Annotated in this window: 23 protein-coding genes; 13 read left to right on the top strand and 10 right to left on the bottom strand. The window is 68.4% G+C overall.

Annotation, left to right across the window (positions count from 1 at the left end):
- Positions 1-36 precede the first annotated feature (36 nt).
- The 7 genes from ACIGWZ_RS37355 to ACIGWZ_RS37325 all read left to right on the top strand — a co-directional run bounded on the left by ACIGWZ_RS37355 (position 37) and on the right by ACIGWZ_RS37325 (position 7589).
- Positions 37-1023: a hypothetical protein gene (locus ACIGWZ_RS37355; protein ID WP_400072157.1), complete on the top strand. Its 987-nt coding sequence runs from the start codon at positions 37-39 to the stop codon at positions 1021-1023.
- On the top strand, positions 1023-2234 hold the full coding sequence (locus ACIGWZ_RS37350) for a hypothetical protein (protein WP_400072155.1): 1212 nt from the start codon (positions 1023-1025) through the stop codon (positions 2232-2234). The genes ACIGWZ_RS37355 and ACIGWZ_RS37350 overlap by 1 nt, the downstream gene beginning before the upstream one ends.
- A 75-nt stretch (positions 2235-2309) precedes the next feature.
- Positions 2310-5342 (top strand): hypothetical protein, encoded by a 3033-nt coding sequence (locus ACIGWZ_RS37345; RefSeq protein WP_400072153.1) that lies wholly within the window; start codon positions 2310-2312, stop codon positions 5340-5342.
- A 15-nt stretch (positions 5343-5357) separates the two neighbouring features.
- A complete protein-coding gene (locus tag ACIGWZ_RS37340; protein ID WP_400072151.1) occupies positions 5358-5732 on the top strand; it encodes a hypothetical protein in 375 nt (124 codons plus the stop codon).
- A 115-nt stretch (positions 5733-5847) separates the two neighbouring features.
- On the top strand, positions 5848-6351 hold the full coding sequence (locus ACIGWZ_RS37335; RefSeq protein WP_400072149.1) for a hypothetical protein: 504 nt from the start codon (positions 5848-5850) through the stop codon (positions 6349-6351).
- A 74-nt stretch (positions 6352-6425) separates the two neighbouring features.
- Complete coding sequence (locus tag ACIGWZ_RS37330; RefSeq protein WP_400072147.1) at positions 6426-6749, top strand: hypothetical protein; 324 nt, start codon at positions 6426-6428, stop codon at positions 6747-6749.
- A 282-nt stretch (positions 6750-7031) separates the two neighbouring features.
- Positions 7032-7589, top strand: coding sequence for a hypothetical protein (locus ACIGWZ_RS37325; protein WP_400072145.1), 558 nt, complete (start codon positions 7032-7034; stop codon positions 7587-7589).
- Between the two features lie 684 nt (positions 7590-8273).
- Here ACIGWZ_RS37325 and ACIGWZ_RS37320 read toward each other — a convergent pair.
- The 7 genes from ACIGWZ_RS37320 to ACIGWZ_RS37290 form a co-directional block, all read right to left on the bottom strand.
- Positions 8274-10094 carry a hypothetical protein gene (locus ACIGWZ_RS37320; protein ID WP_400072143.1) on the bottom strand — a complete coding sequence of 607 codons (1821 nt, stop codon included), beginning with the start codon at positions 10092-10094 and terminating at the stop codon, positions 8274-8276.
- A gap of 86 nt (positions 10095-10180) precedes the next feature.
- Positions 10181-10618 carry a hypothetical protein gene (locus ACIGWZ_RS37315; RefSeq protein ID WP_400072141.1) on the bottom strand — a complete coding sequence of 146 codons (438 nt, stop codon included), beginning with the start codon at positions 10616-10618 and terminating at the stop codon, positions 10181-10183.
- Between the two features lie 90 nt (positions 10619-10708).
- Entirely contained in the window at positions 10709-11968 is a 1260-nt protein-coding gene (locus tag ACIGWZ_RS37310; RefSeq protein WP_400072139.1) for a DUF2637 domain-containing protein, read from the bottom strand.
- A gap of 129 nt (positions 11969-12097) precedes the next feature.
- On the bottom strand, positions 12098-12910 hold the full coding sequence (locus ACIGWZ_RS37305; protein WP_400072137.1) for an ATP-binding protein: 813 nt from the start codon (positions 12908-12910) through the stop codon (positions 12098-12100).
- A gap of 28 nt (positions 12911-12938) precedes the next feature.
- A complete protein-coding gene (locus tag ACIGWZ_RS37300; RefSeq protein ID WP_400072135.1) occupies positions 12939-13928 on the bottom strand; it encodes a hypothetical protein in 990 nt (329 codons plus the stop codon).
- Positions 13925-14239 (bottom strand): hypothetical protein, encoded by a 315-nt coding sequence (locus ACIGWZ_RS37295; protein ID WP_400072134.1) that lies wholly within the window; start codon positions 14237-14239, stop codon positions 13925-13927. Before ACIGWZ_RS37295 ends, ACIGWZ_RS37300 begins: the two co-directional genes overlap by 4 nt.
- A 124-nt stretch (positions 14240-14363) precedes the next feature.
- Complete coding sequence (locus ACIGWZ_RS37290) at positions 14364-14936, bottom strand: hypothetical protein (RefSeq protein ID WP_400072132.1); 573 nt, start codon at positions 14934-14936, stop codon at positions 14364-14366.
- A 458-nt stretch (positions 14937-15394) separates the two neighbouring features.
- Here ACIGWZ_RS37290 and ACIGWZ_RS37285 point away from each other — a divergent pair, with 458 nt between their 5' ends.
- The 4 genes from ACIGWZ_RS37285 (at position 15395) to ACIGWZ_RS37270 (ending at position 18160) form a co-directional block, all read left to right on the top strand.
- The gene (locus ACIGWZ_RS37285; RefSeq protein ID WP_400072130.1) at positions 15395-16024 is read left to right on the top strand and encodes a ParB N-terminal domain-containing protein; all 630 of its coding nucleotides are present in this window, start codon (positions 15395-15397) and stop codon (positions 16022-16024) included.
- Positions 16025-16051: 27 nt separating this feature from the next.
- Entirely contained in the window at positions 16052-16675 is a 624-nt protein-coding gene (locus ACIGWZ_RS37280; protein WP_400072129.1) for a hypothetical protein, read from the top strand.
- 67 nt (positions 16676-16742) lie between these two features.
- Positions 16743-17651: a peptidoglycan-binding protein gene (locus ACIGWZ_RS37275; RefSeq protein WP_400072127.1), complete on the top strand. Its 909-nt coding sequence runs from the start codon at positions 16743-16745 to the stop codon at positions 17649-17651.
- A 59-nt stretch (positions 17652-17710) separates the two neighbouring features.
- Positions 17711-18160: a single-stranded DNA-binding protein gene (locus ACIGWZ_RS37270; protein ID WP_400072126.1), complete on the top strand. Its 450-nt coding sequence runs from the start codon at positions 17711-17713 to the stop codon at positions 18158-18160.
- On the opposite strand, the gene ACIGWZ_RS37265 is transcribed toward ACIGWZ_RS37270, so the two are convergent.
- From ACIGWZ_RS37265 to ACIGWZ_RS37255, 3 genes are all read right to left on the bottom strand, one after another.
- Positions 18157-19710 carry a hypothetical protein gene (locus ACIGWZ_RS37265; RefSeq protein ID WP_400072123.1) on the bottom strand — a complete coding sequence of 518 codons (1554 nt, stop codon included), beginning with the start codon at positions 19708-19710 and terminating at the stop codon, positions 18157-18159. The genes ACIGWZ_RS37270 and ACIGWZ_RS37265 overlap by 4 nt on opposite strands.
- Complete coding sequence (locus ACIGWZ_RS37260) at positions 19707-19922, bottom strand: hypothetical protein (protein WP_400072122.1); 216 nt, start codon at positions 19920-19922, stop codon at positions 19707-19709. Before ACIGWZ_RS37260 ends, ACIGWZ_RS37265 begins: the two co-directional genes overlap by 4 nt.
- Before the next feature lie 145 nt (positions 19923-20067).
- Positions 20068-20781 (bottom strand): RNA polymerase sigma factor, encoded by a 714-nt coding sequence (locus ACIGWZ_RS37255; RefSeq protein WP_400072120.1) that lies wholly within the window; start codon positions 20779-20781, stop codon positions 20068-20070.
- A 398-nt stretch (positions 20782-21179) separates the two neighbouring features.
- Here ACIGWZ_RS37255 and ACIGWZ_RS37250 point away from each other — a divergent pair, with 398 nt between their 5' ends.
- Both ACIGWZ_RS37250 and ACIGWZ_RS37245 read left to right on the top strand, forming a co-directional pair.
- The gene (locus ACIGWZ_RS37250) at positions 21180-21473 is read left to right on the top strand and encodes a hypothetical protein (protein WP_400072118.1); all 294 of its coding nucleotides are present in this window, start codon (positions 21180-21182) and stop codon (positions 21471-21473) included.
- Positions 21474-21580: 107 nt separating this feature from the next.
- Positions 21581-22123 (top strand): hypothetical protein, encoded by a 543-nt coding sequence (locus ACIGWZ_RS37245; protein ID WP_400072116.1) that lies wholly within the window; start codon positions 21581-21583, stop codon positions 22121-22123.
- Positions 22124-22342: the final 219 nt, after the last annotated feature.

The following is a 22342-nucleotide window of genomic DNA, read 5'->3' as shown; positions in this document are numbered from 1 at the left end:
CCGCTGCCCATCACCGAGCAGCGGAGGACACCGAAAATGCCTTGGGATTCAGTGCCGTGGTTCACCGAGGGAGAAGCGGAGCACTCCAGCGAAGTCGCCCGCCTCCTCGCCTACGCCGCCTTCGCAGGGGCCGAGGGCATCATCGGGAACTCCGATCTCCAGGTGAAGGCCCTGGCCACTCCGGGCGCGGCCGTGCAGGTCATGACCGGAGCCTGCGCCGTTCTCAACCGGGCGGCCGGCGCGACGTACCAGGCGTACGCGGCCCGGCTGCCGACGGCGGACCAAGTGAACGTTGCGGCCACCGGCGCAGCGGCCAGATCCGACCTGATCGTTGCGCGCATCGAGAATCCGTACAGCTACGGCGAGACGTGGCCCCATCCCTCCGACCCGGCGAACGGCCCGTACGTCTACACGCGGGTCATCTCGAACGTCCCGAAGACGACGACCCGGGTCAAGCAGGTCCGGCCAAACGACAGCGCCATCACCCTCGCCCGCATCGACATCCCCGCCAACACGAGCACCATCACGCAGGCGATGATCAAGGACATGCGGGAGATGGCGAACCCGCGCCGACGCCGCGTCGTGCGGGCCCTCCGCGGAACGTGGGATACCCCGGACGAAGTCGGAAACGTGAAGTACCCATCGTGGGAGGAGTTCCCCAACGGGGCCCGCTGGGACATCGAGATCCCCGAGTGGGCAACGTCCGCGACCCTCATGGGGACGTGGGCCCAGCTCGACCAGCGCAACCAGAAGGACTCCTACGGCCGGCTGACCGTGCAGCTCGGTTCGATCAAGACATCCGAAGTCCGCTTCCACTGCGACTACACCGGCAACACCCAGCGGCACACCTTCGTCGGCGGCGGCACCATATCGATCCCCACGGCTATGCGCGGCACGGTCGTGGAAGCCCTCCTGGTCGGCGCCGGGGAAAGCGGCTACACCGGCGTCCTGGAGGCCGACGGCGGCTCCGCGGTGTTCCTCGACATCGAGTTCGTGGAGGACCCGACGGAGGACGCAATCTGATGCCCGAGGGCTGGCGGTTCATCGCCCAACGCGCGCTCGACGAGACGATCCTCGACTGGGACGTGCCCTTCGCACTGTCCTCCAACCCAAAGCGAGACCTCTCCGGACCCGGGTCGATGAGCGGCACCATCGAGCCCGAGTACGCCCGCATGATCGGCCCGGACGGTGCCCCGCTCCTCCAGGAATGGGGCACCAAGCTGTACGCCGAGGTCGACGGCCACATTCGCTGGGGCGGCATCGTCACCAAGACGAACTACGACGAGGCGAAGTACACCATCGCGTGCGAGGGCTTCTCCTGCTACCCGCAGGGCATCCCGTACGAGAGCTACCTGATCTCGGGGAAGCTGATCACGCCCAAGGACCCGGCCGCCGGCAAGGACAAAAATCACGACGGATGGGTGGACGGCCGGAAAGGCAAGCAGAAGGTCCCCAAGCCGCCGAAGCCCTACGGCGGGCCCAGGGTCGACGTGTACGACGCCTTCCGCAACGTGTGGAACCACGTCCAGTCGCGTCCGCTCGGCAACATCGGCCTCAAGATCGACAGTCACGACTTGGGCGAGAAGCTGGGCGCCGCAGACGGCACTGACCCGTGGGAACTGGCCTGGTGGAACAATCCGGACTGCGGCCAGACGCTCGACTCCCTCGCTCGTGATCAGCCCTTCGACTGGATCGAGACACACGCCTGGGTGGACAGCACCAGCAACCAGATCGAGCACCGCATCCGGCTCGGCAAGCCCCGGCTCGGCCGGAAGCGGTCGGACTTGAGGTTCGCCGACGGCGAGAACGTCACCGCCATCGCCAAGCCGGAAGGCCTGGGCGACGAGTACGCCAACGAAGTCATCGTCCTCGGCAAAGGCGAAGGACAGAAGATGAAGCGGGCGCAGGTCACAGACCTCGATCGGCGGCGGGGCAGGCTGCGACGTGTCGCCACCGTCGTGGACAAGACTCTGTCCTCCGCTTCGGCGCTGCGTACGCGCGGCACCCGAGAGTTGGCGGGCCGCAGCCAGGCGTTGCAGATCCCCGCCGTGCAGATCCGTAACCATCCCAACGCCCCCTTCGGGTCCTGGTCCCTGGGCGACGACATCCTCGTCCAGGTCCACGTCCCGTGGGTGGGAGACGTCGCGATCTGGCATCGCATCATCAGCGACGAGCTGAGCCCGGATGACTTCTGCATCCTCACCCTGAAGCGCTCGGACCAGTTCGTGTACTGATCCCAGCCGCTGCTGTTCCCCAGGGGAACAGCAGCCCGAGACGCAAACCGATCGCGGCCCCCAGCATCCGCGGCCATGGCGACCTTCCTGGACAACCAGTCGGATGCGCAGCGCTTCGCGCAAATGCTGGCCGACTACGACCGTCGGCTCCAGGCGCTCGAACGCTCCACGCAGGCCGGCTTCACATCGATCGAGGGCGGTGGGTCTCTCGACATCTACGACGACGAAGGCACCCTCAAGGGCAGCGTGGGCGTCCAGCCCGACGGCGGCGTCGCTCTGGTCCCCGTCAACACCGTCCCGCCGCCCACTCCCACGCCTCCCGCCCTCGAAGCGGTCCTCGCCGGGCTCCTCGTGGGCTGGGACGGCGAATGGGACGACGCATACGAGTCACCGTCCGACTTCTCGCTCGTCCAGGTCCATGTCGGCCCGACCGCGGACTTCACACCGGACGTGAGCACACAGGTCGCCACCATCACCGCTCCGCTCGGCGGCACCGTGACCATCGCGATCGAGGGCTACGACGCCGTATGGGTCCGTCTCGTCGCCGCGAACACCGCAGCGCTCACCGGCCCCGCTTCCACCGCCGTGGAAGGCACCCCACGCCAGGCCGTGCCGAAGGACCTGATCGACGGGATCATCACCGAGACGAAGCTCGCCGAACAGGCCGTCTCGGCGGCCAAGGTGAAGCTCGGCGCGATCGGCGCCGACCAGCTCGCGCTCGGCGCCGGCAACCTCGCCCCGGACCCCAGCTTCGAGCGACCGCAGACCGCGCAGCTCATCGCCGACCACCCGGAGTGGACCCTCACCACGCCCGGCAACAACAGCCCGACCGCCCTGTCCGTCGACAGCACGAACGCCATCAAGGAGTGGCGCAGCCTCCAACTCGCCTACCTGAGGGTGTTGCCCGGCGAGCGGCACTTCCTCGCCTTCGACTCCAAGGCGTCCTCCGACTTCGACGGCTCGGCAGCGAAGCTGTTCCTGCGATACGACGACGCTGACGGCAGGGTCCTCGGGTACGGCGTCGCCACCGCCCCCCTGGTGCTCGGCGGCCCATGGGCGCGTGCCCAGGATCAGGTACAGGCCCCGGCCGGTACGGTCGGCGCCTCCCTGCGCGTCGAGGCGTCGGAAGCCTCCGTCGGGCGGGTGTGGTTCGACAACGTCGAGGCCCGCACGGTCGTCGCGGCCGGCATGGTCGTCGCCGGGTCGATCAGCGCCATGGAACTGGCCGTGAACTCGGTGACGGCCGAAAAGATCGTCGCGCTCGGCATCACTGCGGAGAAGATCGCAGCCTTGGCGATCACGGCGGACAAGCTGGCCGCGTTGTCCGTAACCGCCGACAAGTTGGCCGCGAACGCGGTGACCGCCACCAAGATCCTCGCAGGCACCATCGACGCCACCCACATCAAGGCTGGGTCACTCACCGCCGACCGGCTGTCCGTCGGCACCGACGGCAACATCATCGCCGACCCCAGCTTCGAGGGTGCCGTCTCCGACCAGAGGGTGGCCGGTAGCTCGTACTGGTCCATCGTCACGCCGGGCAACGGAACTGCGCGGGCCCTCCAGGTCTCGACCGTGAACGCCACGGTGGTCACCCGGTCCATGACTCTCGCGACCCTTCCCGCCGTGCCCGGACAGAAGCTGTGGCTCGGCATGGACTACCGGGCCTCGGCCGACTGGAACGGCGCCCGGATCAGCCTGTACGGCCAGTGGCTCGACACATCGGGCAACGTCCTCGGATACAGCACCATCACCACCGGGGACGGGATCGCGGTCAAGGGCGCGTGGACCCGCGTCACCGGTCTGCCCACGGATGCAGCACCAACCGGCACCACGCAGCTCCGCGTCGCCTGCTCGTCGATAGACGGCACCGCGGGCACCGTGCAGTACGACAACGCTTCGTGCCGGGTCGTCATGGCGTCCGGCGTCGCGGGGGCCCGCGCGGAGATCAGCCCGCAGGGTCTGCAACTTTTCGACGACGCCGGCGAAGAGGCCGTGGCGCTGATGACCGGTCGACCGAACTACCTGACCCTCAGCACCGACGGTCTGCCGGTGGCCACCATCGACCAGGACGGCGGTGCCGGCTTCCAGCGCCTGACGGTCGCCGAGGGCTTCACTGTCGGCGGTGCCGACTGGACGACGTACCTCGACCAGCTGCCGCGCGGCATCCTCGCCATCGACTACCAAGCCAGCACCGTCACGGCCTCCGGCAGTGAGCTGGGCTTCGTGGAGCTGAGCGTCGACATCGACCCGACGCGCATGTATCGGATCGTGTTCGAGGTCCGAGCCAACCCGTCGGCCGCGGGCGGCGAACTCCAGCTACGACTGCGCAACGGTGGGAGCGGCGCGCCCACCATCACCAGCTCACAACTGCACGTCGCCATCTGGCCCATGGCCGTGGGCAACTCCTTCACGGCCCGGCTGGAACACATCGTCCCCGGCAGCGACCTGGGCGCGGGTACGAAGCGAATGCTCATCACCTTCGTGAACGCCTTCGGACCGAGCGGTCAGACCATCGCCCTCTACGGAGCTTCCACATCGCTCGGCAAGTTCTACGTCGAGGACATCGGGCCGCACGTCCCGGAGACCGGTGGATACAACACTGGCGGCGGCTCCACCACCCCGCCGGTGCAGAAGTACACCAAGACGTACTCGGCGACCTGGAGCGGGTCGTACGCCAACCGCGGCGCCTACAACAGCTACTGGGGCAACTCCTGCTACCAGGGCTACTACAGCTCCACGAACGGCGTCCAAGCCTCCCTGATCGGCTTCCCGTCCGCGCTCGGCACTGACCTGTCCGGCGCCACGATCATCAAAGCCGAGGTCTACCTGTACTTCGATCACTGGTACTCGAACAGCGGGGGCAAAGCCGTAATCAAGGCCCACAAGCACACGTCACGGCCTTCCACTTTCTCCTCCGATTCGGAGTCCAAGACCATCTCCTGGGCCCGCAACGAAGGCAAATGGGTCGACATCACGGCCGTGTTCGACAGCACGTCGTGGCGCGGCATCGCCCTCGACCCCAACAGCACGTCCTCGACGTACTACGGCCGCGCCCGCGGCTACGGCCAAACCAACCCTCCCAAGCTCCGAGTGACCTTCACCAAGTAGAAAGGCGGCTCTGCCATGCCCACGCTCCCGCTCTCCCTCACCGCCATGTGCGCGCTGGCCTGTGAGGCATCTTTACTGCCACGCATCCGCATGGGCATCGCCGTGGTGGCCAGAGAGGTACTGATGGAGAGCTCGGACACCCCGGGCTACCCACTGCGGATAAGCCTCGCCCGTACTGCGCTCAGCCCCAGCGAGGCGATGGCTGCCTCCATGACACCGGGCCTGGTCGTGGCCCCGAGTCTCCTCATCGCCGCGGCTGCCGCAGGGTCACCCGACCCGGCTCAAATGGCGGCAGCCGTCACGGATGACCTGATCCTCGACGCGATCCGTAAAGGGTGGAACGCCGCGGCCGGCGTCGTCTCCTCGTCGCCCCTGACCGGGGCGCCCTGACGCTCGGTACGCGAGGACATAAGCGAATCCAGTAGTGCAACGTGCGGGCTGCGGGGGGCCGCGGGCTACGGTCCCGGCTCCCGCGCACCCAACCCATTCATCATGAGGAGGCGCCATGGACTGGCTGAACTCCGCGGCGCCCGTCTTCGCTCCCGCCTTCGGTGCCCTTGGCGTCATTACCGGCGCCTTCTTCAGCTACCGGCAGGTCAAGCGCAGAGGCGAGACCGACGAACGCGTGGAGACCGTGAAGGCCAAGCTGACCGCCGAGGCCACCGAGGGTCAGACGTACGTCGAAGCGATGAAGACCGTGACTGCGGGCTTCTCCTCGCTGCTCGACCAGCAGCGCGGCATGCTCGATCAACAGTCGGTGCTCCTCGACCAGGAACGCACCATGCACGCGCAGACCGTCGACCGGGTCACGATGCTGGAGGCCGGGCACCTGGAGCTGACGCGCGAGGTGCGCGAGCTCCAGGAGGAGCAGCGCAAGGACCGCCGCTGGAAGGCTGCGGCCCTGGAGTACATCCGTGATCTGCGCGGCCTGGTCGCCCGGTCCCTGGGCCGGCCCGCCCCCGAGCCGCCGGAGGAGATCGCCGCGGACCTCGACGAAGGCAGCCGATGAACGTGGCCGCGACGTAAGGCCCGGCCCGGGTGCAGGGTCCAGTCGTCCCTCCCACCGACAGACGGGAACTCACCATGTCGTCCACACTCAACTCGATCGCCACGGGCTCCGCCGTCGGCGCCCTCTTGCCGCTCCTCACCGCCGTAGTCCAGCAGCCGCGATGGTCTGCCCACGTGAAGAAGGTCGTTGCCGTGGCCTCCGCGCTGATCGCCGGCGTCGTCACGGTCATCGCGATCGGCGGCCCGCAGCAGTTCCAGCACGGCGTGCCGACCCTCGCCACGTTTGTCGGTCTCCTGGCCGCATCCCAGAGCGCCTACGACCTGATCTGGAAGCCGACCCGCGTCGCTCCGGCCATCGAGTCCGCCACTAGCCGGAAATCGCCTACAGCGGCCGGATAACGCCGCAGCGTGCGGCCCTGCGGGGACTGCACGGGTATCATCCGCATCGAGGTGGCCGCCGTGCCGCCGATCTCACCGCCGAAGGAAGCATCCACGCGGTTCCTGGTCCATCTTCTGGTGACCCGGAGCGTAGCCGCGAGGAAGAGCGCCAAGATGGCCGGGTACTGGCTGCTACCCGGGACGATCCGGCCCGCGGGGGGATCGGTCGCACGGCGGCCACCTCGCCCTGCACCCCATGTCGGCACCGGCCGGCCACGAGCAACTTCAGGAGGGCCAGCCGGTATGGCGGCAACGCAGCAGAGCGGCCAGGCCAAGCCCGAGCGAGATCAGTGGACGGAGCCGGACCCGGCCAAGGTGCGCGAGCAGATCGACGCCTACCGCGCGCTGACCAATCGGCAGTTCGGCCAGGCGCTCGCCGCCTTCATCTACGACCAGGTGCACGGGGACGTGGACCAGGTCGCCGCGTACGCCATCCGCTCCCCGGAGCTTGCCCGCAAGGCTCGGCGGCTGATCCCCGACCTGGTGAAGGCTCCGGAGAAATTCGTCCCGGCGCCGGAGGGCGAGAGCAACAATGCTCGCCGGGCGCGCCTCGACGCGTTCCGCGCTCGGGCGGACCACGAGAGCCAGCTCCTGCACAACGTCGCCGCGGCCCTGATCGCGCGCCGTGGCCACCTCCCCCCGGAGTCGAACCCGCGGGCCCGCGCTCGTCGGCGCCTCGCCGACGAATACCCCGAGCGCTTCCTGGAGCTGGTGCGCGAAGAGCAGCAGGCCGACCAGGACCGCGCCGCCGCGGCGGCGGCCGAGCGGAAGAGACAGCGCGAGGAGAGCGCCGGCGCGTAGCGCGGCTCGATCGCAGTGGAGGGCGTACCCCAGTGGGTACGCCCTCTCTCGTTTTCGCCCGTACCCCGTACCCCCGCCGCTGGGGGTACGGGGTACGCCGTGACGGCCGGGCGGGGTACGGGGCTCGGCCGGGCGGGGGTACGGAGTGCGGGGGTACGGCCCAGCGGACGCGTTCGGGTACGGGTACGGGTACGGGGAGCACCACGGGTACGGGTTCGGGTACGCGCAGGCCGCCTCTTCGGTACGGCCGCATACGTGCAGGTCAGAGGCGCGTACCCGTCCGCCGGGTCCCGGCCGCAGTGCCGCGGTCTACGTGGTGCCGACGGCCGGCTGGGGTGTTCCCCAGGGGAACACCTCGGAGCCGTACCCCCCGTGCGCGGCCTGCGGGTCCGCGTACCCGGGCCGTACCCCGTACCCCGTACCTTCGGGCGGCGTACCCGGGCACGTCGGCCGGACCCCGTACCCCGTACCTTGCCGCCGCCGTACCCCGTACCTTCGTTGGGTCGTACCTTTCCGCGGCTCGGGGTACGCGGACCCGAACTGACCCGCCAGCACCCGGGCGCGCACCCGTGATGCTCTCCGTGCGCCTCATGGCGTGACGTGACGTGACGTGAAACCGCGCCTGCGCCGGGGCGGCGGAGATCCGTTTCGGCCCCTCCGGGACCAGGCACGCCACGTCACCCGTCAACGCGGCTGGAGCACCTTCTTGATGAACTGGTGGATGCCCCGTGCGGGCACCCTCTCGCCGAACTTCGCGTACTCGTCCGCCGCCACCGTCATTCCCTGACTCCGCAGCGCCTCCAACACCTGGGGGCGGTGCGTCCGGACATGGTCGAGGAGCCGCGATCCTCCGCGGATCTGCTCGATGCTGGTCGCGTCCTCGGGCAGCAGCTCGTCGAGGAAGTCCATGCTGCTCACGCCGAGCATCTGCGCCTGGAACGCCGCCTCCGCGAGCGAGTTGGCGAACGCCCGCTCCTCAGCGGTCATGTGCGCGCGAGGCGGCCGGGGAGACACTGAAGCGGGTTCAGATGTCTGGGGCGGGGTCGGTTCGGCGGCCGGGGCGGACGGCTGCTCGGGGGCCGGCTTGAGTCGGGCATCGATGGCGAGGAGCGCCAACTTGATCGCCGAGTTCGCTTCCATCGTGCCCCACTCGGTCTTCACCACGGTCTGCCGCAGCGGGCCCGGACCACACTGCTCCTGAAGTCCGGTGAGCAGTGCGCGGCCCTTCTCCGGATCGCGCAGAGCGTCGGTCAGGTACTGCTCGATCTCCCTCGGGTTGAGCTGCTGCGGCTTCTCCGGCCGCGTCTGCTGCTGCTGCGGCTGACGCGAGTCATTCGGCTCCGCCGGTCCGGACGGTTGGGTCGGAGTGGACGGAGGGACGTGGGTGAGCGCCGTGCCGATCGCCGAGTTCGCGTCCGTTTGCCCCCACGGGGTGGTGACCTGGACCTGCGCCAGGATGCTCGCCCCGTAGTGGGATCGGACCTTGACCAGCTCCTTGCGCTTGTCGCCGTCGGACTCGAAGGCGGTCCGGATGGCGGCGGAGACCTCGTCGGCGTCGGGCAGTTGTCCCTGTGCCGCCTGCCGACGGGCGTCCCGCGAGCGGGACGCCCGTTCGGCGAGCCGCGCCACCTCGGCGGCGTGCTCCTCGATGTAGGCCTCGGGCCGCGGGGCCACGTAGGTGCGCTGAGCGGTGGGCAGCTCGTGCAGGCCGAGGTCTCGCATCAGCTTGTCGAGGGAGAACCCCGGGTACGGGACAGTCGCGTCCGGGTCGATGTTGAGGCGCAGGCTGCGCATCCCGGTCAGGAACGCCCGCCGGTATCCGCGGAGCTGGACTGTGCCGGTGACCTCGAAGGGAAGCTTCCGCTCTGCCTGGATCTTCCACGTGCGATCTTTGGTCGGCTGCCCGGCTGCGTCGAACAGGGTGACCTCATCCATGCGCGCGCAGATGATGACCGGTCCGTCGTGATGACGCAGAGCATCGATCACCATGCCCCATCGTCGCTTGGCCACGTTCCACTGGTCGCTGGTGATGGTGTAGTCGCTCGGCTCAGGAGCGGGCAGCTTCTGCCGCGCGGCTCGAACGGCGGCGCGCTGGCGGGCGATCACGGCCTGCTCGTCACCGACGAGATCCCACAGGATGCTCGCAGAGTCCAGGACGATTGCGTTCGGCTTGCCGTCCTCGCCGCGGGGCTGCCAGGCGGCCCAGCGGACGGCGTCGAGGAGGTCGAGGAAGCCGCCGTCGTGCGGTACCAGCTCGTAGCGGGCGCCCGGCACAGACCCGTAGTGGTGGCCCTCACCCTCGCCGATCTCGACCCAGAAGGTCCGGCCGATCAGGTCGCTGCCGGAGAACTTGGCGGCCTCGTAGGACTTGCCGGACTTCTCCGTCCCCGCAAGGAGGAGCATGGGCCACGACGGGTGCCCGTTGGGCGTGATGGTGGTTCTCTGGCGCTCGGGGGCGACGCGTCCGGCCACGGTGATGCCTTCCTGATTGTTCGGAGCGTTCATGCCCCGGCTCGCTCGTGCCGGGGCATGGTGCGCCTTCAGGAGGCCTTACATCTCCCTTTGGCGTGGTTTACAGTTTACCACCTTGGCTAGGCATTCGGGGGTGTGAAGAGACTGGAAACCGGTGCTTGGGTGGCCGGATCTAGCAGACCGTCAGCGTGCCGCTTGTACCAGGCATCAAGGGCCTCGGCCGCTGCGAGACTTTGCTCCGGTTGCTCCGGGTCGGCGTCGTGGTCCTTCGTCCACTGGAGCGTGCTGTCCTCGAATTCCTCGCGCAGCGCGTCTTCATCGCGGCCGAGCGAGGCGGCCAGCTCGGTCCATGACGTCCCGCTCAGCACCTCGGCGCGGACGGTCCAGTTCAGCACCTGGAGGCTCAACAGTCGGAGCCGCCGGGCCGCGCGGATGCGGTCGGCCGCGGCGACATCGCTGGAGGAGTCGCCGACGATGCCGCGGGCGAAGTCCGCGACCTCGCGCGCATGGCCGGCGGCGAGAAGCCGCGCTTCAGCAGCCTGGCGTGAGGGGTCCATGAGGTCAGTCCGTTCACTGGTGCCGATACGACGACGGCGAGCGCCCCGAGAATACGAGGCACCCGCCGTCACAGAAGCGGAAGGCACGGATCAGCTCACGCCGATCAATTCCTTCTCCTGCGCCTGCTCCTTGCTCTCCAGATACCAACGCTCGAACTTGGGCTTTACGTTCTTGCGGCCGGCAGCATCCGTACGGCCCAGGCGGCGGCCAAGGTTGCTGCCGCAGAACTCGCCGCCCGGCGCGAACAGCGGGTTGTCCCTCTCCCAGTCGGCGAAGGTGTTCGCATCCCGGGCAGCCCGGTACAGCGCGAAGAGGGCAAGCTCAGCGTCGGACTGCGTCATCCCGGAGAACTCGTTGGCCATGACCACCGCTTCGACGGCCCGCGCCTGGCGCGGGAGCTTCGCATTGACCGCCGGTGCGGCGGAAGAGGCCTTGACCGGGGAGACCCTGACAGGCTGCGGCGTCTGGGCAGCGAGGCGTTCCTTCTCCTCGCGCTCCTCCCGGCGGCGGCGCTCGTCCGCCTCCCGGATACGATCCCGCTCCTCGCGGTCCGCCTTCTCCTTGTCCACTCGGGCCTGACGCTCGGCCCGGTCGCTCTCCATACGCAGGTCGTACTCGCGCTGCGCACGAAGACGGGCTTCCTCCCGGTCGGCGGCGTCCTTGCGCTCGGCCGCCTCGCGCTCGCCGCGCTCCTTCTCCATGGCCAGCTCGTGCTCGTGCTCCTGACGCAGTCGCTCTTCCTCACGCTGGGCTGCCTCGCGGGCGACGCGCTCCTCATGTTCACGCTTCTTCTGTGCCGCGGCTTCCTGTTCGTTCCGCTCGCGCTGCTGCTCCTCGCGCAGGCGCTTCGCCGCGGCCTCTCGCTCCTGGCGCTGGCGCTCGACGGCCGCAACCTTCTCGTTCTCGATGCGTGCGAGCGCGGCGCTGATGGCGCGACGGTACGACAGACTCGCCTCCGCAGTGACGATCAGGAGCAATGGGGCTGTGGAGTGCACGGCGACGCCGACCCAGTCGTGATGCAGGGCCGAGTTCCCAACGTTGAGCAGCAGCGTCATGAATCCGGTCATCCAGCGCAGGAGCGCCGGCCACGCGCCGCCGTTGCCGCCGAGTCGTGAGATGACGGAGTCGAGCTGAATCACGATGACGACCGCCGCGTCCACGACGATCGGCAGGATCGGAGCAGTCCACTGCCAGCCGGGCGGTGTGACGGACTCGACGAGCGGGGTCACGGTCAGCACGCTGAACAGGACGGCGCCCGAGGTGATCGCCCAGGTGCCTGTCTTGAGGACCCGTTCGGCGGCACGGACTTCTGCCTCGGACTTGTCGGCAAGAAAAGGGGATGGGGCCACAGTGATGTCCTCCCGGAGCGTCGTTCCGGTGCGCCCTCGCTCGTGAGCGCCCGGTCGCCGACAGCCTAGATCACTGTGGCCCATGGAGCCGGAATGTTCTCCCTGCGTCCTCCCAAAAAGCCACCTATCCTACCAAGTCTTCGGCATGCGGCGGTCGGATCCCTGCATGCTCAGGACCTGAGCGCGGCTGCCGATGCGGGACACCAGGGCCTCCCCGAGGATCACGGTCAACTGCGCGGAGTTGCGGTTCGTCGTGAAGATGGTGGGCCGGTTCGAGTGCATGCGCGCACTGATCAGATCCGACGTGTGATCGCGTACGTGGTTGGTCGCGTACTCGTCCATCTGCTGGCACACGTCATCGAGCACCAGGACGTCGCACCGCTCGTAGAACTCACGCACCATGAGCTGCGTCATCCCGGGCGGAGCCCCGTCGGGCCGCATCCACTTCAGGTAGTGGGAGTGCACGAGGAACCGGGCCATGAGCCCGCGCTCGACCGCGTAGCTCCCGGCCGCGACAGCACTCACCGTCTTCCCGGCGCCCGTCGTACCCGGAACGATCATGTGCATGATCTTCGGGCGGCGTAGCTGCTGCTGCTCGGCGGGCAGAGTCCGCTGTGCCCGGTTGTGGCGCCGTGCCTCGGCGTGGTGGTCGATGTACCTGCGGAAGTGCTCGCGGTGCTGCTCGACCTCGTCCAGGTGAGCGAGCTTGTACCGCGCGTAGTCCGAGTGCCCTGCGCGTACCAGGGAGTTGACCCAGGCTTGCTGGTACACCTCCCGCTGGTACTCCTCGGTGCTGTCCGGCCGGTCATCGTCGGCCAGCGCACGGTTCGGCTCCAGGCCGCGCCGCTGCAAGATGCTCGCGATGTGAGCGATGGGGCCGCCCGCGCGCACGGGTTCACAGCCGCTGATCTCCGGCGCCGGGGCCGGAAGGGTGAGTGACATGTCGTCCCCCCTCTCGTTGGTCTGGCCGTCAGGCCACGTCATCGTCTTCGAACCCGTACTCGCTCAGGTCGGGCGTGGTCGGCGCGACCGAGGGTGCGGACGGGTCGTCGCCGCCCTGGGTCCACTGGGAGTTGGTGAAGATCGGAGCCCGGCCGCTGGGGCGCCGGCCGACGGGGATGCCGTTGAGGCTGGCGAGAGTGGTCTCCCACTCGCGCTTGGCCGGTGACCACTCACCAAGCTGTTCCAGCGCCCGCCAGATGACGCGGGAGTCGTACCCGGCATCAAGAGCGTCACGGATCTTCGTGCGCAGGTTGAGGAAGTACCCGCTCTGCTGCCGCTTGCTGCCCATGAGCGGCTTCATCTTCTTCTTGTCGGCCAGATCCTTGGCCGTCGTCCACCACTTATCGGCCCCGTCCTGCGCCTTCTTGTCGAGGGCCAGTTCCTCGGGCGTCTTCTCCTTGGTGGCTGTCTTCTTCGCCGCAGTCTTCTTGACGGGCTTCTCGTCCGCAGGCCTCGCAGCAGTGGTCTTCTTCGCGATGGCAGTCTTCGCCGCCTTCAGTTCGGTGGCGTCTTTGCGAGGGCGCCCCGGCTTCGGCGCCGGACCAGCCGCCGCCAGGGCCTCACGGCGGCGCTTGTACCACTCGGCCACCGTCGTGACGCCCGTGTAGCCGGCCGGTGGCGTCTGGTGCACGTAATACAGCTTGCCCCGGGCCCCGTTGGGGCGTGACCAGTCCTCGGTGTCGATGGCACCGGCGGCTTCAAGCTGCTGGAGGTACTTGTCCGGCGACTGCTCGCGGGTCCAGCCGAGCATCTCAGCCATGGTCAGACGCGTCGGCCACGCGGTGTCATCCTTCTTGGACACGTTCACGTGCATCGCGAGAACGGCGTACACGGCCTTTGCCTGCGGGTGGAGCTCGTCGTGCAGGGTGATCCAGTCCGGGACCATGGTGAAGGGGGCCTTGCGGCCCATTACGGCCTCGTACTGCTCGTCGAGGTCGTCGGCGACGTGCGTGCTCACTGGGAGGTCTCCTGCTTCTGCGGGAGGGCGAGGCGGTACTCGACGCGCTGCTTGTCTCCACGCCGGCGGCGGGGCACGACGCGGCGGTCGAGGAGGCCTGCGGTGACGAGCTGGTGCGCGGCGGCGCGTGCCTGGTGGTGCGTCAGGGCGCCCGACGTTGCAAGGTCGGCGCAGCGGTGCCAGTCACTGACGTCGAGGTCGCCGCGGCGGAGGTGCCGGACGAACAGGCAGAGGGTTGCCGGGTTGACGCTGCCGCCGAGCTGGTCGGTGGCCTGGTCGATCAGCCGCAGGCGGGTGACGCTGGGGATCACGAGATTTCCTTGCGAGAGGTGCCCGAGCCCCCCGCGGTGCGCGGGGGCGGGCAGGCCGAGCGAAGTGGTCAGGCGGCTGCGGCAAAGCGCTGCTTCTTGGGCGGAAGCGGGCCGTAGGGGATGCTCATTCGCCTGCCTCCAGCGCCGTGAGGAAGTCACCCGCGGTCAGCTCGGGCAGCTTCTCCAATGCCAGGGCGATGAAGCCGAGCCGGGCGTCCAAGGCCTCGGTCCCCGCCTTGTTCCACTTGGGGCTGACGCTCGTGGTCACGCCGCCCGGGTCGTAGCCGACGCCCGGGACGACCTCGCCGGTGGTGGAGTCGATGACGACGCCCGTCTTGGGGTCGTAGCGCAGTCGGCTCAGCAGGTTCTTGAGGAACGCGGGGCGGACGACATACTCCGTCTCCCCCTGCTCGTCCGCGTAGTCGAGCACCTTCTTGTCGTCCACGACGACGAACTTGGCCTTGGACAGGGAGCGAGTGAACGCGCCAACCGGCATGGTCCCGCCGCTGTCGAGCGGCATCTCGGCCTCTGTGCTGCGCAGGCCCTTCGTCGCCTTGATGTGCTCGGCGTTGGCCTCAATCAGCGGGTCGCAGATCTCAGCGACGCGCGACTTCACGCGGTATGCCACGGCTGCTCTCAGCGCCAGGTCGCCGACATCAACGGCGGGGGTGTCCTGCTCTTCCGACTGTGCGGACATCTCTGGTGACCCTTCTGGTTCGCCGGTTTGCTCATACCGGCTTTGGAGCGTTGAGGTCTGGTGCCGGTGGCCTTCGTCGCTATGGACGGAGTGAAGGCCGAATTCGTTACACCAGACCTGGCGTAGCTGCTTGCTCGTGCAGCCAACGACGCAGACTGTACACCAGGTCAAAGCCGTCTGCGAGTACCGCGCACGCGACACAACCCGTTCGGCTCAGACAACGTTCGCCCCGGCCCGAGACGAGCCCGGTGGAACGCGCACCCGCCGAAAGCCCAGCTCAGGCCCCGACGTTGCCCCGTCCGGACATGTGGGACGACGTCGGCCGAGGAGCGGCCGAACGGTCCGGCCATGACGGCATGCCCCGGTAGCGAGCCGGGACGCCGCGGTTGAAGTCCGCGGGCTCGCTGACCGCCGGCCGCTCCTCAACCCCGGCCCCGAGCTGCGCGACAGGAGCAGCCGTGAGCCCCCTGCAAGCCCCCCGCCACATCACGTACATCCCGCTCACCGACCTCCCACCGGACCCGGGCAACCCGAAGAAGCACGAGATCGAACGGGTCATCAAGTCCATCCAGGACCACGGGTTCATTGAGACGCCCGTCGTGGACGAACGGACGAGCTTGGTCATCTCCGGGCACGGCCGCCGCATAGCCCTGATCGAGATGCAGAGCCGCGGTGAACCGGTTCCGCACGGCCTCCTGGTGGACGACGACGGTGGGTGGCTCGTCCCCGTCACCCGCGGCTGGTCCTCGCAGAACGACCGCCAAGCCCACGCCGTCCTGATCCTCCTCAACCGCCTCGGTGCCGCGGGCGGATGGAACCCGGGCCCGCTCGCCGAAATCCTGGAAGACCTCGCGACGTCCGACACCGAGCTGTTCGACTCCCTGTGCATCTCCGACGACGAGATGGAGGAGCTGCTGCGCCAGGTCGACCCCGAGGGGCTGCCCCAGGGGCCGGACAACGGCGACCAGGACAAAGACCGGGGCAGCGACGACTTCGCCGACGACGGATTCGGCGACACGGGCGACAACGAGCGCGCGGCCGGCGTGTGCTGCCCCTCCTGCGGCCACCTGTTCAGCCCGGGACGGTAGTTGGCGAGCTGATCTACGGTCCCCGCCATGTCCCGCCGCAAAGTCCGTCGCTCCGCTACTCCGGCGCGCGCCCGGCTCCTAACGCCGGACGTTGAAGCGCGCCTGATCGAGGCCAGCCGCGCCGGGCTCGCCGTCGACCTGGCGGCGGTCAACGCGGGCATCTCGCGTGCGACGTTCCTGCGGTGGATGGCTTACGGCCGCACCGAAGCCGTCGACCGCTCGGCAGGCAATGACCCTGACCCCGACCTCGATCCCTTCGTGGAGTTCTTCGAGAAGATCGAGCGGGCCCGCTCTGCCGCCGCGCTATCGGCCGCGCTCGACATCCGCCGTGCCAGCCGCGGCGGCATCGTCACCACACACCGCAAGTTTGACCCGCACTCCGGCAAGGTGCTGGAAGAGACCATCACCACGCCCCCCGACTGGCGCGCCGCGGCCTGGTATCTGGAGCGGCAGCACCGCAAGCAGTACGGCAAGGAAGACCACCTGGAAGTCGAGCTGACGGGCGCGGCGGGCGGCCCCCTCGCGGTCGAGCACACCGGGCCGGCCGCCGACCTCGCAACCCGCCTCGCCGAGACACTGCACGCCCTCCAGTACCCCGACGACGAGCCCGACGACGAGCCCGACGACGGTCCCGGCCCGGACGGCGGCTGAGCCCGGGACACAAACACCCACGGGCCCGCACGGTGCTGCCTCCCTGCTCACCAGCACCGGAGGAACCGTGACCGTCAACTACTACCTGGGCGCCAGCCGCGCGTACGACTACTCGTCCCGCTACGAGGGCGACGTGATCAAGCCGAACGCCGGCGTCATCCACACCACCGAGGGCACCTCGCTGCCGTCGTACGGCAACGGCGCCGAAGCCCCGAACATCACCGCGAAGCCGAACTTCGTGGCCAAGCGCCTGGACTTCTACCAGCACTACAGCTTCACCCGCTCCGCCCGCGCTCTCGTGAACGCCTCCGGCGGCGTCGAGACGAATACGCTCAACTGCATCCAGATCGAGCTGGTGGGCACCTGCGATCCCAAGCACGCGAAGTCCTGGAACGGTGCTAAGGCGGGCAAGGACTACATCTACTGGCCGGCCGCGCCCGACTGGGCGCTGGATGGCCTGGCCTCGTTCATGGCCTGGCAGTACAAGAACAACGGCATCCCGCTCACCGGCCCCGATACGTGGCTGGCCTACCCGTCCTCGTACGGCAACACCAAGGCCCGGATGTCGTTCGCTGCCTGGAACGCCTTCAAGGGCTGGTGCGGCCACTCCCACGTCCCGGAGAACTTCCACGGCGACCCCGGGAACATCGCCTTCGCCAAGCTGCTCACCCTTGCCAAGGCCAAGGCGAAGGTCCCCGGCGGCTCCGGCAACGGCGGCGGCACCGCCCCGAAGCCGATGCCCCCGTTCCCCGGGGCCTCCTACTTCGGGCCGGGCAAGAACAACAGCCACATCACCCTGCTCGGCAAGCAGCTCATGAAGAAGGGCTTCGGCAAGCACTACACGAGCGGGCCGGGACCGAAGTGGTCGGAGGCGGACCGTCAGAACGTCGCTGACTTCCAGCGTTCCCGCGCCGAACTGCGCGGCGACCCGGACGGCATCCCTGGCCCGCTGACCTGGCGACTCCTCTTCTCCTGACCCTTCCGGTCGGCCCGCTGTCCGGCGGGCCGACCCCGACCCCCGAAAGGCCTTCTCCTGTGGCAGGCGAGACCGTCATCACCGTCGTCGGCAACCTGGTCGACGACCCCGAGCTGCGCTTCACGCCCTCCGGCTCTGCGGTCGCGAAGTTCCGCATCGCGTCCACCCCGCGCGCCTTCGACCGGCAGGCCAACGAGTGGAAGGACGGTGAGGCGTTGTTCCTGTCCTGCTCGGTCTGGCGGCAGGCCGCGGAGAACACCGCCGAATCCCTCCAGCGCGGCATGCGGGTCATCGCGCAGGGACGCCTGAAGCAGCGTTCCTACGAGGACCGAGAGGGGGTGAAGCGAACCGTCTACGAGCTGGACGTGGACGAGGTGGGGCCGTCGCTGACGCGCGCCACGGCGAAGGTGACCAAGGTGTCGGGACAGCGGTCCGGGGCACCCACGGGCGGCGCTCCGGCCGGTGACCCGTGGAACAGCGGCGGCGGTCACCCGAACCCGCCGTTCTAGCCTGCCCAGGCAGTGGGCAGGGTGTCCATGCCCAGTCCGTCGTCTTCCGGCTCCTCCTGTGCGGGGGGAGCCGGAGGCGTTTCCGGCTGTACATCCTGCTGCTCGTCGCTCGTAGACAGCTCGTCAACCAGGTCTTCGACCACCGCCACGGGATCGATGGGTGCCGGGTCAGCAGGTACAGACTCCGGCTCCGGGGTGGTGGTGGCCGGAGAGCGGGGCTCCTCCGGCTGCGTGGCGGGCGGCTTGGTGTCGCTCGTCTCGGGCTTTGTCGAAGTCGTCTCGGCCGGCTTCGGCTCCGCCGCGGGTGCCGTCGTTGTGGCCGGAGAAGAAGTCGGCGCCGGCGGGGTGGGCTCGCTCGCCGCGGGCGGGGTGACCGGTGTCGTGCTGGCGGTCGGGGCATCCGGAGACAGCACGTCGGCCGAAGGCTCCGCGGGCCGGTCATTGGCGTCCAGGACAACGGCGACTGCGTCGTTCACACCGGATGGGACCGTCCCGAGCTGGCCCAAGTCCGCATTGCCGAGGATGAGTTGGACAGCCTGAAGGAGCTGAACGGACTGCACGTCGTCGCTGTGAACGGCCTGCTGAACCGATTCCTCGGTGACGCCGAGCGTACCGAACGCGAGAATGGCGAGACGGTCAGGAAGGGGCGCGGAGACCCTGAGCGGCTCGGGGTCGCCGGCATAGGCCATGGGGTGGGCGCCGTGATGCTGGCGGGAGCGGCGCTCCTCGTCGAGGAATGGCTGCTCCCACTCCGTGATGCGCTTCTTGTCCGTTCCCCACAGCACGACGCGGCCGTGCTGCTTCACGTTCTGGTACAGGTCTTTGTTCCCCTCCTCGGCGCTCCACGCTGAGGCTGAGTCGACGTCGGGGAAGAGCCGGAAGCCGACCTTCTCGAAGTCGTAGGAGAACGTGAACGCGGTCGAGGTGCCCACCGACGCCTCGCTCGTCATGACCTTGCCGTCCTGGTCCACGCACTTCGCCTCGTACGCGCCCATCGGGTCGCACGTTATCCGGCCCCCCTCGGCGATCTTCTCGAAGGAGGGGTCCTTGTACGTGCTGGCCGCGGTCTTGTCCTCCTGGCTGACCGACGGGGCGGCCGACGGGGCAAGTGGGCCTGCGGTAGTTGCCTTGGGGGCGGCGGGGTGGAGCAAGTTGGCAAGGACGACGCCACCGACGAGGGCGGGGGCGGCCACGGCCGCGATGCGGGCCCAGCGCGGGGGCCGGCGCCGACGGTGTGCTCCGCTGGACTTGGCCGGGGCGGGCGGTATGACGCCGGCGTCGGGAGCAGCCTCGAACCGCGGGACGTTCTGGTCGACGCCCAGCCGCTCGTTCATCTCGACGATGCTCGGGCAGTTCTTACGCACCAGGTCCTGGACGCTCGGGCGGTTCATCTCGGGGCAGACGCGCAGGATGGCCTCAACAGCGTTGCCGAAGGACTGCCCCGGTCGCAGGATGATGGCCGTGACGCCGGTCTCGGTGTTCTCGAAGACCAGGCAATCCGTCTCCATGTCGTCTTCGTAGACATGGAGTTCCTGTATGCCCTCGTTCACTGATTGCGGTCCGGAGCATTTCGCCGGATGCGGTCGGCGAACTTGGCCGCGATCTGCTCAAGGCGTTCGTCGCTGATCGCTTCGATGTCAGCGACGCGCATCTGCATGCCGGGGCCGACCTGGGCCACGCGGGCATGCAGGCCGGGGTCCGTAAGATCCTCGGAGTGCTCGGCGGTCAGGGGGCGGGCGCGACGGTCGGCCTCGCGCATCATGGCCGCGAAGGCACGCTGACGGGCGCCCTCGCTGACGGATCGCCGCGGAGCGAGAGCCGCAGCAGCCGTGAGCATGCCGCGTGTCGCGGGGTTGTCAGGCTCGGCGTCGCCGGACAGGCAGCTGTCAAGCTGGCCTGCGACGGCGCTATCCCCTAGACCCAGCATCGTTTCTCTTCCTCAGCATCACCGGCGCTGCGTGTATTACATCGTCTTCCCGCTGCGCTTCGGTAGCAGACAGCAGAAACGTTGCCAGACTGCTGCCGCCCTCGGGCATCAGCTTCCGCAGCTTGGCCAGTGCTCGGCACTGCAACACGCGAATGGTACCCACTGGTTTGCCCATGATCTCCGCAGTCTCTGCGGTGGAGTACCCGCAGGTGATGCGAAGGAGAAGGACCATATGTTGCTGGTCGGGGAGTTTGTCCAGCTTGCCTTTGATGGCTCGGCGCAGCTCTTCCCACTCGGCCAGTTCCTCGGGCCCCATGTCGGCGCTGGGCGCGTCGAGGTGCCACATCTCGCCGGTGGGCTGTTCGAAGCCGCGGTTCTTCATCGGGCGGAAGTAGTCGTTGTAGACGTTGCGCGAGATCGCCCATACCCAGGCGAAGACGCCGCCCCCGTTGTACTTGTCGATCTTCTGCACGATCTTCACGAAGACTTCCTGCGCCAAGTCCTCAGCCGTCGCCGGGTCTTGGATGCGTGCCTGCATGAATCGGACGACCGGCTCGTACAGCCCGTCGAACAGCTCGGCGAGAGCCGCCTTGTTGGTGGGGTCCTTGGCCGCCGCGGTTGCGGCGACCTCCAGAGGATGCCCGAGATCGCCGTCGCACGACTTGTGCTCGCTCGCGCTACGCGTCTGGGGCATACCGGATCGCTCCCCCGTCTTGATCGGCTCTAGAACGCAATCTTCCGACAGGCGGAGACACGTCCGCCAGCATCAAATCGCACGAGGGATCGAAAAACCATCTACTGAGGCAATTCCGTCATTCACGCAGTGTCAGAAGGTTCATCCCGGTTCGCAACGTCGCAATAGCGGACGTTCCGTCATATACCGTCGTCACGTGCGGGGTTAACCCCTGGGATGGCTGTTGCGGAACCGTTACTAAGCGAACCGTGTCTACAGATGCGTATGACCTGATTCCGGCCATCCATGCCTCTCCTCGCCGAGATCGCGACTTTGCCGTGGTGTGCACTATGGTGTGTGGTCAACCCACGATGCCGGGATGAGCAACCGGCACACCAGAAGTGAAGGGGGAGGCGGTCATGCAGAGTTCCCTGGCGGACCAGATCAACCGGCTGCCGTACGAGACATGGATGCGCGCCGACGAGAGCGCGAGACTCATCGGCCTGCCTGCCGTCGAGGTGGACAAGGTGCTCCGTGCCGGCCGCCGCCGCGGCACCATCACGGTGTCCCGCAGCGAGGAAGGCTCGGTTCTCTTCAAACGCGTACGCCGGCACCGGCTTCCGCAAGTTCGGCTCGGCGGGCCGCGCTCGTGGCCGAGCGCGACGCCAACAGCAGAAGAGGGCCTGGGGCCGGTTATCCCAGCACCGGGATAAGAAGCCGCCGAGGCCTGGAACCAAGCTCGGGGCTCGCGAGTCCTGCACTGCGAAACGACCTACGGACAGGTCCGCCCTGCCCGTCGATTCGGCTCAGGGACGAACAGATGGCGGAGGAAGCAATCACCGCGTGGCGGTCACGCACGATCGAGGCCCTTGAGACCGCACGAAGAGTTGGGCGCGAGGACCAGGTGCAGCAGATCGCCGAGGAGTTGGAAGCCGTGCACGTCGCACTCGGCGAGCGCCGTACAGGCACGCGCGAGGAGCAGACGACGTACCTCCTCGCCCGCAGGTCCAGAACCCCGCTCCCCGAGCTGCTGGCCGCCGGCCTCAACACCAACGAGTGGCCGCTCCCTGCCTCTGCTTCACCCAATGGCGGCGATCCGCTGCCTGCCTCCCCCGACACCGAGCGCCGTCTCACGGGCCTGTTCGAGGACGCCGGCACGCTTGCTCACCGTCCGCGCCCGACACCGCGGTACGAAGCCCGTTACCGGCCACAGGACGGCCAGCGCTTCAAGAACCAGGAACTGCCCTGGGCCCTGTGGGACACCCAGGAGGACATCCCCATCGCGTACCACGGGGACAAGGATCTGTGCGAGTACCAGGCCGACAACGCCACCACGCGGTACGAGCGGCGGCGCCGGTCATGACAGATCGTCACCGACACGGCCCGGCGCGCCAGTCAAGATGCACCCGAGAGGGGGACTGGAAGGTCTAGTCTGTGCACACGAATATCGTCGCGATCATGCGTGTCTCCCTTGGAGACCCTCCTGACGGCGGTATCACCACAAGACCACAAGAACCGGAAAAGCCCCGCCGCTCCCTGCAAATAAGGCCTGGAAACCTTGCAGCGAGCATCTGACGGGGCT

The organism is Streptomyces sp. NPDC053427, from assembly GCF_044544985.1.
Classification (GTDB): domain Bacteria; phylum Actinomycetota; class Actinomycetes; order Streptomycetales; family Streptomycetaceae; genus Streptomyces.
This window is presented reverse-complemented; position numbering and strand designations above follow the sequence as displayed.

Bases quoted from the DNA above. Each gene is read 5' to 3' on its own strand.
- ACIGWZ_RS37355 (WP_400072157.1), top strand. From the start codon at position 37: ATGCCTTGGGATTCAGTGCCGTGGTTCACCGAGGGAGAAGCGGAGCAC.
- ACIGWZ_RS37350 (WP_400072155.1), top strand. From the start codon at position 1,023: ATGCCCGAGGGCTGGCGGTTCATCGCCCAACGCGCGCTCGACGAGACG.
- ACIGWZ_RS37345 (WP_400072153.1), top strand. From the start codon at position 2,310: ATGGCGACCTTCCTGGACAACCAGTCGGATGCGCAGCGCTTCGCGCAA.
- ACIGWZ_RS37340 (WP_400072151.1), top strand. From the start codon at position 5,358: ATGCCCACGCTCCCGCTCTCCCTCACCGCCATGTGCGCGCTGGCCTGT.
- ACIGWZ_RS37335 (WP_400072149.1), top strand. From the start codon at position 5,848: ATGGACTGGCTGAACTCCGCGGCGCCCGTCTTCGCTCCCGCCTTCGGT.
- ACIGWZ_RS37330 (WP_400072147.1), top strand. From the start codon at position 6,426: ATGTCGTCCACACTCAACTCGATCGCCACGGGCTCCGCCGTCGGCGCC.
- ACIGWZ_RS37325 (WP_400072145.1), top strand. From the start codon at position 7,032: ATGGCGGCAACGCAGCAGAGCGGCCAGGCCAAGCCCGAGCGAGATCAG.
- ACIGWZ_RS37320 (WP_400072143.1), bottom strand. From the start codon at position 10,094: ATGAACGCTCCGAACAATCAGGAAGGCATCACCGTGGCCGGACGCGTC.
- ACIGWZ_RS37315 (WP_400072141.1), bottom strand. From the start codon at position 10,618: ATGGACCCCTCACGCCAGGCTGCTGAAGCGCGGCTTCTCGCCGCCGGC.
- ACIGWZ_RS37305 (WP_400072137.1), bottom strand. From the start codon at position 12,910: ATGTCACTCACCCTTCCGGCCCCGGCGCCGGAGATCAGCGGCTGTGAA.
- ACIGWZ_RS37290 (WP_400072132.1), bottom strand. From the start codon at position 14,936: ATGTCCGCACAGTCGGAAGAGCAGGACACCCCCGCCGTTGATGTCGGC.
- ACIGWZ_RS37280 (WP_400072129.1), top strand. From the start codon at position 16,052: ATGTCCCGCCGCAAAGTCCGTCGCTCCGCTACTCCGGCGCGCGCCCGG.
- ACIGWZ_RS37260 (WP_400072122.1), bottom strand. From the start codon at position 19,922: ATGATGCGCGAGGCCGACCGTCGCGCCCGCCCCCTGACCGCCGAGCAC.
- ACIGWZ_RS37255 (WP_400072120.1), bottom strand. From the start codon at position 20,781: ATGCCCCAGACGCGTAGCGCGAGCGAGCACAAGTCGTGCGACGGCGAT.
- ACIGWZ_RS37250 (WP_400072118.1), top strand. From the start codon at position 21,180: ATGCAGAGTTCCCTGGCGGACCAGATCAACCGGCTGCCGTACGAGACA.
- ACIGWZ_RS37245 (WP_400072116.1), top strand. From the start codon at position 21,581: ATGGCGGAGGAAGCAATCACCGCGTGGCGGTCACGCACGATCGAGGCC.